We start from the raw sequence: 12459 nt of genomic DNA, 5'->3' as shown, positions 1-12459 counted from the left end.
ATCATCTTAATTAAATGGAAATAAAAGATTTAACCCGCGCCGAAGAACAGATAATGCAAGTGCTGTGGCAGCTGGAAAAAGGCTTCGTAAAAGATGTTTTAGACGTTTTGCCCGAGCCGAAACCCGCCTATAACACGGTGTCAACCATCATCAGGATACTGGAAACCAAGGGTTTTGTAGACCATAACGCATTTGGTAAAAGCCACGAGTATTACCCGATAGTGAGCAAAGAGCAATACAAAAACTTCGCGGCCGATAAATTACTGAGCGGCTATTTTGATAACTCGGTAAACAGGATCCTTTCCTTTTTTGTGAACAAGGAAAAAATTAACCTGAAAGAGGCTGATGAGATCATGAAATTGATTGAAAAACTAAAAGACAAATAGTTATGAATTGGTGGCATTATTTATTGCTGGTAAATATTTACCTGACGCTGTTTTTCGGCTTCTATAGCTTATTGCTGCGCCGCGAAACATTTTTTCAGCTTAACCGTGTTTACCTGGTTGGTACAGCCATCCTTTCGTTTTTTATCCCGCTGATACAAAGCGAATGGGTTAAAGGCCTGTTCATTACCCAAAAGGTACAATACAGTATTTACGGCAGTGCCATCACCATAACAGATCTGGCTCCCATTAAAGATAACCCCGTAACCATAGGCCAGGTGCTGGTTGCGCTATACGCGGCAGGGGTATTGATCTTAGCTATAAAGCTTATTATACAGCTGATACTATTACGACAGATAATAAAAGACCCTTCACCATCAGTATCCTATTCTTTTTTTAGCAAGATAAGGGTAAGCGATGGTATAAATGGCAAAGAAGTTATAGAAAGCCACGAGCTGGTGCATGCACGCCAATTCCACTCAGCAGACGTGCTGATCATAGAAGCGGTGATGATCATCAATTGGTTTAACCCCGTGGTTTACTTATACCGGTTTGCTATTAAACACGTGCACGAGTACATCGCCGACAGGCATACGCTTAAAGCAGGTACTAACAAGGCAGAGTACGCATTGTTATTGCTGAGCCAAACGTTTGCCACGCCGGCACACCAATTAGTTAACCCATTTTACAATCACAGTTTACTAAAAAAACGGATCATGATGTTACAGAAAAACAGATCGCAGCGCATAAAGCTGATCAAATATGGCCTCTCGGCACCGCTATTTATATTGATGCTGGTACTATCATCGGCAACAATAGAAAATAGCAAGGCGGTAAGTGCCATCCACAACAAAGCCGAAAAGGTTTTTGAAGCACCTGCAAAAGCGGTATTAACCGATACCACCTACAAAACAACCATTGTTACCTACGACCCTAAAAAGGATAAGTTACCAAAGGTGGATCCGGATACCATACCCGGTGCCAAAGATATTGTTTTTACAGCGGTAGAACAGTCACCAAGCTTCCCGGGAGGGCAGGAGGCTTTTTATCAGTATTTAGCTAAAAATTTAAAATACCCTGCTGAGGCAGTAAAAAAGAATGTACAGGGCCGCGCTATTCTAACTTTTGTGATTGAAAAAGATGGCTCTCTTACGGATATTAAAGTAGTAAGAGGCTTAGGTAGCGGTACCGACGAAGAGGCTGTACGTGTATTAAAGGCTTCACCAAAATGGAACGCAGGCATACAAAATAAAAGAAAGGTGCGTGTACAATACTCGGTGCCAATCAGTTTTTCCATTGATAAAAGTAACGGCAAAGTTGGCGCAGTATCACCATCTACAAAAAGCGACAAGGTTTATACAAAAGTTGACCAGTATCCAAGCTTCCCCGGGGGGGATAAAGAACTTTACAAATGGCTTGGAGCAAATGTTAGGTATCCTAAAGATGCAAGGGAAAAAAACATCCAGGGCAGGGTTATTATAACATTTTTTGTTGAGGAAGATGGGCAATTAACCGGATTAAAGGTGCTTAGGAGCGTAAGTGCTGATATAGATAAGGAAGCTTTACGTGTAATAAGTTTGAGCCCTGCCTGGAAACCAGGTATACATGATGGCCAGGCAGTTAAAACAGCTTACACAATCCCAATAAACTTTGCATTGGCTACTGATGACAAGCCAACCAAAACTGGTTATATGCCTTCAAAATCGCTTAATAATTATTCAGACACCAGCCAAGTATCACCATTAATAAAAATACGTAATGGGTATGGAACCAACCCCCTGTATGTGCTTAATGGCGAAATTATTAAGCAGGATAAAATGCAATTAATTGCAGCGAGCGAGATAGAAAATATATCGATACTTAAAGATAAATCAGCAGTCTCTCTTTACGGAACAAGCGGAGAGAATGGTGTTGTGCTAATAACAACTAAAAAAGGTTTAAAAGTTAAATAATCAATCAGTTATAATTTTAACTAAGTCGGCCTGTGTAAACAGGCCAGCTTTTTTTATGTGTATTAGAATTGAAAATAATTTGGTTTCAGGTCTCAAATCTCATATCTATTTAAAGCTGTGATCCTTTTTTCCTCGCGTTTTCCTCCTCGCTCAGGTTGCGCATAATTTTGGTATAGCCTCTGTGGTTACCTTCCTCATCAAACAATGGGAACACAAAACCCGACCCCCAAAAGCGGGATCCATCTTTGCGCATGTGGTAGCGTTCTTCAATAGCGCGCCCTTCTTTTAACGCGGTGTTTAGCTCATATTCTGGGGCCCCTATAGCAACATCCTCAGGTGTAAAAAACATATCTGCGCATTGGCCTACCGCTTCCGTTTCGGTATAACCTAAAACACGCTCGACACCGCTGTTCCAGCTGTTGATATCGCCATTTTGTCTATGATGATAACGGCGTAATCCTCCAGGCTATCCAACACCAGGCGGAAAAAATCCTCACTCATCCTAAAATAGCTATCCTCAAAAATATCTTCGCCGGTTATGGTTTGGTTAAGCGTGGCGTAATCAACCTCATCGGTTACCCCTTCAACGCCACAGGCAAGCTGCATAGGCTCGCGCGTTATTTTGTAAAAGGTATAGTAGCCATAGGGCGGGGCAATCAATTTTGGTTTTTCCCTTACCGGTTTTAAAACCATGTTTGATGCCTCTGCCGACGATGGGGCGGCAGAGGTACTTGCCAAAACGTATGTGTAACCCTTTTCAATAAGGTCGCCGAATAACTGCGGGGTGAATGGAATTTTCATGATCGGAAGAACTATTAATAAAAGACAAGCAGATACATAAAAGGCCGGGACAAAGCCCGGCCTTTTATTTTATGCCGGAAACGGTTATACCGCTGTAGGCCTGCGTATAATGCCCAATACCACGGATATTACCGCAATTACAAGTAATACATGGATAAGGCTACCTACGGCAGTAAAGAAAAAGCCTATTGCCCAGCCAATTATCAGGATAACGGCTATTGTATATAATAAAGAGTTCATGGTTGATGGTTTTTAAAGTGTTGATATACTAATATTAAATCCTTTAAAAATGTTTTAAGGTTTTTGCTTAGAACGAAAAAACCCCTGTCCGTTTCCGAACAGGGGTTTTATAAAAAGGATATTATTCAATTACAATTTCAACCATTTTTTACGTACAGCTAATTGCTGTGGCGTAGCGTTGGGCAGTTCGGTAATGGTGTATTTAACATTATCGTTACGTTTTAGCGTAACCGGGATCTTAAATGCCTGCGCATCGCGGCTTACGGTGACCACAATTTTGTCGCCTGCTTTTTTGCCTTTAATGGCAGTTAGGTCGGTAACCGGGGTATCATCAATGTTAGTGATCTGGTCGCCAACGTTTAGGCCATCAATCCATCCCGCGCCATCGCGGAAAACAGTGGTGATGATATTGCGGGTATTAACAGCGATGCCTAAGGTTGCATCATTGGTAGCTGCAAGGTCATCAACTAATTTGTAACCTGCGTAGCCCAGGTATTTATCATATTTAATAGCAGATAAGCCATTAATGTATTGTGCGTAAAAATCATTTAGGTTTTTACCCGCGAATTTTTCAAAGCCTGCTTTAAACTCCGCGTCAGTATAACCGCGTTTTTTGCCTTTGTAATAAGTATCGTACATGTACTTCATTACATCGTTAAGGCTGTATTTGCCATTGCTGTTATTGATGATCTCAAGGTCTAACAACATGCCGATAACTGCGCCTTTATCATAGTAAGAAATGCCCGTGTTGTACGAGTTCTCGTTAGGGCGGTAACTTTTTATCCACGCGTCAAAGCTCGACTCTGATAACGGTTGCACCTTGGTGCCCGGCTGGTTTTCCACGGTGTTAATGTCGCTTACCATATCGCCCAGGAAGGTTTCTGTATTAGCCAGATCAGCGTAACGCAAAATGATGTTCTGGTAGTAGGCCGTAAAGCCCTCGGCTATCCAAAGGTTGGTGGTGTAATTTTCGTTATCATAATCAAACGGGCCTAAAGCAATTGGGCGTAAACGTTTCACATTCCACAGGTGGAAATGCTCATGCGCTACCAAACCTAAAAAGCCGTGGTAAGTACGCTCGTTGGTATAACCATCTCGTGATGCGCCTAAAACTGTAGAGCTTAAATGCTCTAAACCGCCGCCATTGCGTGCTTTATTATGAACGATGAAGGTGTAGTGTTTGTTAGGGTTTTCGCCGAAAACAGCCGCCTCGGCCTCGATGATCTTAGCCATATCTTTCTTAAGGCGTTCTTTATCATAGTTACCGCCGCCGTACATCGCTACTTCGTAATGGGTGTTAGCAACATCAAAGTCGAATATATCCTGGGTGCCAATTTCCAACGGAGAATCGTACAAGATGTCGTAGTTTGGTGCAGTACGGGTAAACACATCGCCATTAACCATTTCCAGGCTGGTAGATACTTTATTCCATTCTTTATAAGGTTTTATGGTGATGGTTGATGGTTGTGCCAGCATGCCTTTAGGGAACAGGAAAATGCCTGTGGTAGAAAGGAACGCGTGCGATACATCGATAAAGCTCGTACGCACCGATAACTCGAACGCGTAAACTTTATATTTTACCGTTACCGATGTAAGGCCGGTAGTATTTATCTTCCAGGTATTTTTGTTGATCTTGGGTGCCGATACCGCTTTGCCATCAGCGCTAACGCCAAACGATTCGATGTTTTTGGCAAATTCCCTTACCAGGTATGAGCCGGGTGCCCAAACGGGCATTTTAACTTCCAATGATGGCTGTGCAAGGCCGGATATGGTCATTTCCACATCTACATAATGTGCCTGTGCTTCGGGGAAACTAACCTTGTAGGATATTTTAGCAAGGCCAGCTGCGCTGCCCATAGTTACGTTCATAAAAAATAGGGTTAAAAGTAGTGCTGATAGTTGCAATTTTTTCATGCGGCAAGTTATAAAATTTATGTTTTTAAATAAATGGGGTGAAAATAGTTGCGATGTAAAATGCTTGATACAAGCAATTAAATTGATAGTTAAGCGATTAATATTGCAAATTGGCCCCGTTATACTATATCATGTATTACCATCAATATATACAGGCGATGGTTTAACAGTTTATATTTACACAAGGTTTGCCTAAATAAAACTATAAATGGATACTTATACCCCTAATAAGCAGATATGAAAGCCAAATATATTATTTACACATTACTTGCGCTGCTTGTTGCATTCTTAATTTATAACAAATTCTTTAGTAAAAGGGGTAAACAAAACAGTGCTGCCGCTGCCGGTAAAGGCAAACGTAAAAATGGCCCTGTATCTGTAAACGTAATGGTGGTTAAAGATACCGCTGTAAGCAACCAGATAGATATTACCGGTACTATTGATGCCAACGAAAGGGTAAACCTGATTAGCCAAACCGCGGGTAACATTACCGGCATATACTTTACAGAAGGTACCCGTGTACAAAAAGGGCAGTTACTTGTTAAAGTTTACAACCAAGACTTGCAGGCATCTTTACAACAATACCAGGCGCAAATGGTGCTTGCCCGCGATATCAATAACCGCAACAAAATATTATACCAAAAAGAGGCCGTAAGTAAGGAGGAGTATCAAACCTCGCAATCGTCCTTACAATCGTTACAGGCACAGGCCGATGTGGTTAAAGCCCAAATAAGCCGTACCGAAATTCGTGCGCCATTCTCTGGCGTTATTGGTTTAAGAACTGTTAGTCCGGGTGGTTATCTTTCTCCATCTACATCAATTGCCACTTTGGTAAATATCGACCCTGCAAAGGTTACCTTTTCGGTACCTGAGCGTTACCTGCCAATTATCGGGATGGGTAGTAAGGTGAGCTTTATGGTAGAAAGCTCTAGGGAAACCTTCAAAGCGACAGTTTACGCCATTGAGCCGGCTTTGGATGCCAACTCGCGTACCATAACCGTGCGTGCAAAATCTCCTAATCCTAAAAATATTTTAACAGCAGGCGCTTTCGCCAAGATAAAGTTAACACTCGATCAGATCCCTAAAACCATTATGGTACCAACCGAATGTGTGATTCCCGATCTGAAGAGCAGCAAGATATACCTGTATAAAAACGGTATCGCGGTAGCTAAAGATGTAAAAACAGACCTGCGTACCGATACCAAGATCCAGATCATAGATGGTTTAAAAGCCGGAGATAGTATCATCGTATCAGGCTTGATCCAAATTCGCCCCAAAGCGCCGGTTAGGATACTTAAAGTTATCAAATAACCAATATGAGTTTATCTTCCGTAAGTATAAAGAGACCTGTATTGGCAACAGTATTATCTGTTGTGATAGTTGTATTTGGTATAATTGGGTACAAGTTTTTGGGTGTGCGGGATTTCCCTTCGGTAGATCCTCCTATTATTTCAGTATCTACCAGTTACTCGGGTGCCAACTCGGATGTTATCGAATCGCAAATTACCGAACCTTTAGAGAAAGCCATTAACGGTGTACCGGGTATCCGTAATATATCATCCACAAGTTCGGTAGGTTCCAGTAACATCACTGTAGAGTTTGATCTGGATGCCGATCTGGAAACTGCTGCCAATGACGTGCGCGATAAAGTAAGCCAGGCGCAGCGCCAGTTACCGCAGGATATTAATGCCCCGCCGGTAGTTACTAAAGCCGATGCCAGCGCCGACCAGATCATCACCCTTACCGTAAGCAGTAACACCCGTAACATTACCCAGGTGGATGATTACGCCGAGAATGTATTGTTGGAAGGTTTGCAGACTATCCCCGGTGTAAGTACCATTAACGTGCAAGGCCAGCGCCAGTACGCCATGCGTTTATGGATCGATCCTAATAAATTATCATCCCTTGGCCTTACTGCCACCGATATTGGTGCAGCATTAGCCCGTGAGAACGTAGAGTTGCCCGCAGGTAAAATTGAAGGTAACAATACCGAGATCACCATCCGTGCATTGGGTAAACTTACTACAGAGAAAGATTTTAATAACCTCATCATTCGTGCAGATATCAATCGGGTGATCAGGCTTAACGATATTGGCTATGCCGTATTAGGTTCTGCAAATGAGGAAACATCATTGAAAGAATCTGGTATCCCGATGGTTGGTTTGGCCATTGTGCCGCAGCCGGGTGCCAACTATGTGCAAATTGCCGAAGATTTTTATAAGCGTTTAGATCAGATCAAAAAAGACTTACCGCCCGATATTACCGTAAAGGTGGCTTTAGATAATACCAAGTTCATTAACAACTCTATTGCCGAGGTAAAAGAAACTTTGCTGATCTCGTTCATCCTGGTGGTAATTATCATTTATCTGTTCTTTAGGGATTGGCTGATCGCTTTCCGACCGCTGATAGATATCCCGGTATCGCTGATCGGTGCATTCTTTATTATGTATGTGTTTGGGTTCTCTATCAATATACTAACGCTGCTGGGGATTGTGCTTGCAACGGGTTTGGTGGTAGATGATGGTATTGTGGTAACCGAGAATATTTATAAAAAAGTAGAAGCCGGTATGGCCGTCCGCAAGGCGGCTTTTGAAGGTAGTGCAGAGATCTTCTTCGCGGTAGTATCTACATCGGTAACCTTGGCCGCGGTGTTCTTACCTATCGTATTTTTACAGGGCTTTACCGGGAGGTTATTCCGCGAGTTTGCGGTCGTCGTCGCCGGGGCGGTGTTGATCTCTGCGTTTGTGTCGCTGTCGCTAACACCGATGCTGAACGTAAAGCTGATCCGCAAGAACCAAAAGAAATCGAAGTTTTATGAGTGGAGCGAACCATTCTTTGTAGGCATGACCACCGGCTATACCGAAACGCTGGTTAACTTCATGAAGAAAACATGGGTTTCATGGGTGATACTTGGCGGTTCGTTGGCACTAACCGGCGTGCTGTTTAAAATAACCCCGTCAGAGTTGGCACCGCTTGATGACCGTAGCCTGTTGCGTTACTCGGTTACCGGGTCTGAAGGTGCCACTTACGAGTATATGACCCGCTATATGGATAAGGTTGCCAACCTGGTTGCCGATTCTATTCCCGAAGCAAATGTTAACCTGGAAATTGTATCCCCATCGTTTGGCGGCGGTGGCTCTGCCAATTCGGGCTTTGGCCGTGTGGGTTTGGTAGCTCCTGACCAGCGCGGACGCACCCAGCAAGAACTTGCCGACTGGCTCAACAAAAAATTAACCCAAATGCCCGATGCCCGCGCCATAGTGGTGCAGGAGCAAACCATAAGCGGCGGTGGTAGCGGCGCACGTACATCATTACCGGTGCAGTATGTGATTCAAAACCAGGATTTTGAAAAAATAAGAAAGGTACTGCCCGAGTTTTTTGCCGAGGTATCTAAAAGCCCGGTCTTCCAGGGAGCGGACGTTAACTTAAAATTCACCAAGCCGGAGCTTAGGGTTACTACAGATCGTGACCGTGCCCGCGACCTTGGTATTTCGGTAGATGATATCGCTCAAACACTACAATTATACTATAGCGCCGGCAGGTTAGATTACTTCCTCATCAACGGTAAGCAATACCAGGTAATTGCCCAGGTAGACCGCGCCAACCGCGACCAGCCGCTGGATCTGAAATCTGTTTATGTACGCAGCACAAAAGGTGGCTTGGTACAGCTTGATAACGTGGTGAAGGTTACAGAAAGCGCCAGCCCGCCGTCTATCTATCACTTTAATAGGTATAAATCGGCAACGCTACAGGCAGGCCTTGCACCGGGCGAAACAGTAGGCGATGGTATTGCCGAAATGGAACGTATAAAAGCTAAATTATTGGATGATACTTTTAGCACCGCATTGAGCGGCCCATCAAGGGATTATGCCGAGGGTTCGTCAAACATCCTGTTCGCGTTTGGGTTTGCCTTATTGCTGATCTACCTGGTGCTTGCCGCCCAGTTCGAAAGTTTTGTGGATCCGTTTATTGTGATGCTTACCGTGCCATTGGCAATATCTGGGGCGTTCCTGTCGCTTTGGTTGTTCGATCAAACGTTTAACATATTTAGCCAGATAGGTATCATTACCCTGGTAGGTTTGGTAACCAAAAACGGCATCCTGATAGTAGAGTTTGCCAACCAGCGTATGGAGCATGGCCTCAGTAAATATGAAGCTGTTGTTGAGGCGGCCACATCGCGTTTACGCCCTATATTAATGACTAGTTTGGCAGTGGTACTAGGTTCGGTACCTATTGCGTTAGCATTGGGTGCAGGTGCAAAAAGCCGCGTATCGTTAGGTATTGTAATTATTGGGGGGATGTTGTTTTCGCTGGTATTAACCCTATATGTTATCCCAACCATGTACATGGTGTTCGCCGCTAAAACCCGCCGCGATCCTGATCATGAGCCGGAAGAGGAAGTGGAAACCAAAGCGCCTTTATTAATCGAAAAACTTTAAGCAATATGAATCTTAAAAAAATAATTTGCTTGATCTTTTGCGTTGCTACCGTTGCGGGTGCAAAGGCGCAGTATGGCCCTATGCTTACCCTGAAAGAAGCCGTTGAAATAGCACTAAAGAACAATTACAATATTAAGCTGTCGCAAAATAACGCTACCATAGCGGGTAATAATGTAACGCTTGGTAATGCCGGGTTCCTGCCTTTAGTAACCGGCGGTGGTGCGCTTAACGCCAGTAATCAAAAAATAAAGCAAACCCGTAGCGATGGTACGGTTAATAACCTTACCGCCAATAACAACAACAATAATTACGGCGTAAACCTTAACTGGGCCATATTTGATGGCTTTAATATGTTCGCTAATTATGATATACTGAAGGAGCAGGATAAACTGGGCGCCATCCGTTTGCAGGATACCATTCAAAGCACGGTTGCCAATGTTATCAATACTTACTATAACCTCATAAACCAAACTGAGCAGATAAAAGCTTTACGCGGTGCGATAGAGATCTCGCGCACGCAACTGCGCTATTCTAACGATAAGTTTACCGTAGGCCGCGTTTCCAAACTGGATGTTTACAATGCCCAGGTGAATTTGAATACCGATACGGCAAACCTGATAACACAACAGCAACAGTACCGGCAAACAAAAATTCAGATGAACCAACTGCTGGTGCGCAACCTGCAAACAGATTTTGTTGTTGGCGATACCATAGCGGTAAACAACATGTTGATATTAGGCGATATTATCACCAAAGCCCAGGCGCAAAATCCTAACATATTATCGGCACAAATAAATAAGCGCCTTGCCGAGATCAGTCTGCGCCAGGTAAAATCAACCCGATACCCGGTTATTGGGGTAACATCCGGCTATACATTCAGCAATAGCAAAACACCGGCAGGCTTTACGCTTAGCCAAAATGCGCATGGTTTTGCTTATGGCTTAACGGCTTCTGTAAATATATTCGACGGCCTTAACCAATGGCGACGCGAACGCAATGCCAAACTGCAAATTGCCAATGCCGACCTAAGCCAAAAGCAGGTGATGCTGGATGTGGAAGCGCAGATCAGCAATTTTTATGTGGCCTACATTTCGGGGTTGGATCTGATCAAGATAGGGCAATCCAGCGTGGAACTGGCTAAAAAAAACCTGGACATCTCGTTAGAGAAATATAAGATAGGTAACATCACCCAATTAGAGATCCGCGAAGCGCAAAGGAACTACCTGGATGCACAATCCAAGTTCTTTTCGGCACAATACCAGGCAAAAATGGCCGAAGTAACCTTGCAGCAAATAACCAACAGCATAAATATTCAATAAACTATATTTAATTGCATTAAAAGTTTATTTTTGAAAAACGATGCCTATTCGCTTTAATACATGCCTGCTCATTGATGACAATTTTATTGACAACTTTGTCACGCGTAAAATTTTAGAGACTGCCAACTTCGCAGATAACATAATTGTAATACAATCAGCACAAGATGCTATAAACGCCTTGCGCGATGGGAGCGTTAAGCCCGACGCTATTTTCCTGGATATCCGCATGCCTATGATGAGTGGATTTGAGTTTTTACAGGAGTACGAAGCGCTTGATCTGGACAATAAGGACGTAGTGAAGATCTTTATGCTTTCCTCGTCTCTGAATCCAACCGACATGAACAACTCAAAAAGCAATAAATACGTTGCCCAGTTTGTTCATAAGCCGCTTACCCTCCAGGCGCTTGAGGAACTTATTACATGATATTAGTAGCAGATAGCGGATCATCAAAAACAGACTGGCTACTCTCAGCACCGGGCCAGGAAAACAAAGCTTTTAAGTCCGCCGGATTAAACCCATACTTTTTAACTGAAAAGGAAATAACCAAGATCATCCAGGAGCAAGTGCCTGATATGGTAGCGCTGGCCGCGGATATTACCGAGATCTATTTTTTTGGCGCGGGCTGCTCCAGCCCGGACAGGCACGAGATCGTATCTAATGCTATCAGCAGTTTGATCCCGAATGCCTATGTAAGTGTAGACAGCGACCTGCTGGCATCGGCGTACGCCACCTGCGGGCAGGAGAAGGGTTTTTGTTGTGTGTTAGGTACAGGCTCCAATATTTCTTTTTTTGATGGCGAGGACATCCACGACGGGCAGCACGGCCTGGGTTATGCACTGGGCGATGAAGGATCGGGCACATGGTTTGGCAAAGCCCTGGTAACCGACTACCTGTACGGCAATATGCCCGATGAGATCAATGCCAAATTTAAGGCTGCTTATAACCTGCAGAAGGAAGAAGTTATTATTAATACCTATCAAAAGCAACGGCCAAATTCCTACCTGGCAAGTTTCTCTAAATTTTTAACAGAGATTCGCGCATCGGAATATGGGCAGGAGCTGCTGAGAAAAGGCTTGCTTGAATTTGTAGATACCAACATCAAATCTTACCCGCAATTCAATAAATTCAAATGCCATTTTGTAGGCTCTATTGCCTATGTTTTTGCCGATGAGCTAAAAGCCGTTTGCGAAGAAAATGATGTGCATATAGGCAAGATCATCCGCCAGCCCATTGCAGATTTGATGGAATTTATTTTGAAAAGGGGATAGGCTATTACTGGCCTCCATCACTGGTCTAAGTTTTCAACTTAGACCCAAAATGAGTTAAGCTTTCAGCTTAACAGTACTATCCAATGAATTTTAAACCTATTTAGTGGCTTGTTTCGCAAGCCGAAAGCTTGCTTTGTTTTAG

The 12459-nt window shown here is 43.6% G+C and carries 11 protein-coding genes; 7 read left to right on the top strand and 4 right to left on the bottom strand.

The window, feature by feature from the left end:
• Nucleotides 1–14 precede the first annotated feature (14 nt).
• A complete protein-coding gene (locus RHM67_RS19995; protein ID WP_322229134.1) occupies nt 15–386 on the top strand; it encodes a BlaI/MecI/CopY family transcriptional regulator in 372 nt (123 codons plus the stop codon).
• Between the two features lie 2 nt (nt 387–388).
• Entirely contained in the window at nt 389–2335 is a 1947-nt protein-coding gene (locus RHM67_RS19990) for a TonB family protein (RefSeq protein WP_322229132.1), read from the top strand.
• Between the two features lie 109 nt (nt 2336–2444).
• On the opposite strand, the gene RHM67_RS19985 is transcribed toward RHM67_RS19990, so the two are convergent.
• From RHM67_RS19985 to RHM67_RS19970, 4 genes are all read right to left on the bottom strand, one after another.
• The gene (locus RHM67_RS19985; protein ID WP_322232210.1) at nt 2445–2759 is read right to left on the bottom strand and encodes a PAS domain-containing protein; all 315 of its coding nucleotides are present in this window, start codon (nt 2757–2759) and stop codon (nt 2445–2447) included.
• A complete protein-coding gene (locus tag RHM67_RS19980; RefSeq protein WP_322229130.1) occupies nt 2723–3136 on the bottom strand; it encodes a hypothetical protein in 414 nt (137 codons plus the stop codon). The genes RHM67_RS19985 and RHM67_RS19980 overlap by 37 nt, the downstream gene beginning before the upstream one ends.
• A gap of 84 nt (nt 3137–3220) precedes the next feature.
• A complete protein-coding gene (locus RHM67_RS19975; RefSeq protein WP_322229129.1) occupies nt 3221–3376 on the bottom strand; it encodes a lmo0937 family membrane protein in 156 nt (51 codons plus the stop codon).
• Between the two features lie 129 nt (nt 3377–3505).
• Nucleotides 3506–5290, bottom strand: a complete 1785-nt coding sequence (locus RHM67_RS19970; protein WP_322229128.1) for a peptidase M61 — start codon at nt 5288–5290, stop codon at nt 3506–3508.
• A gap of 237 nt (nt 5291–5527) precedes the next feature.
• Between RHM67_RS19970 and RHM67_RS19965 the strand changes: the two genes are divergently transcribed.
• The 5 genes from RHM67_RS19965 to RHM67_RS19945 are packed head-to-tail and all read left to right on the top strand — an operon-like array spanning nt 5528 to nt 12317.
• A complete protein-coding gene (locus tag RHM67_RS19965) occupies nt 5528–6601 on the top strand; it encodes an efflux RND transporter periplasmic adaptor subunit (RefSeq protein ID WP_322229126.1) in 1074 nt (357 codons plus the stop codon).
• 5 nt (nt 6602–6606) lie between these two features.
• On the top strand, nt 6607–9729 hold the full coding sequence (locus tag RHM67_RS19960) for an efflux RND transporter permease subunit (RefSeq protein ID WP_322229123.1): 3123 nt from the start codon (nt 6607–6609) through the stop codon (nt 9727–9729).
• A gap of 5 nt (nt 9730–9734) precedes the next feature.
• Nucleotides 9735–11048, top strand: a complete 1314-nt coding sequence (locus tag RHM67_RS19955; protein ID WP_322229121.1) for a TolC family protein — start codon at nt 9735–9737, stop codon at nt 11046–11048.
• Between the two features lie 40 nt (nt 11049–11088).
• Nucleotides 11089–11472 carry a response regulator gene (locus RHM67_RS19950; protein ID WP_322229120.1) on the top strand — a complete coding sequence of 128 codons (384 nt, stop codon included), beginning with the start codon at nt 11089–11091 and terminating at the stop codon, nt 11470–11472.
• On the top strand, nt 11469–12317 hold the full coding sequence (locus RHM67_RS19945; RefSeq protein WP_322229117.1) for an N-acetylglucosamine kinase: 849 nt from the start codon (nt 11469–11471) through the stop codon (nt 12315–12317). The genes RHM67_RS19950 and RHM67_RS19945 overlap by 4 nt, the downstream gene beginning before the upstream one ends.
• Nucleotides 12318–12459 lie beyond the last annotated feature (142 nt).

It is taken from the genome of Mucilaginibacter sp. 5C4 (assembly GCF_034345625.1).
Taxonomy (GTDB): domain Bacteria; phylum Bacteroidota; class Bacteroidia; order Sphingobacteriales; family Sphingobacteriaceae; genus Mucilaginibacter; species Mucilaginibacter aurantiaciroseus.
This window is presented reverse-complemented; position numbering and strand designations above follow the sequence as displayed.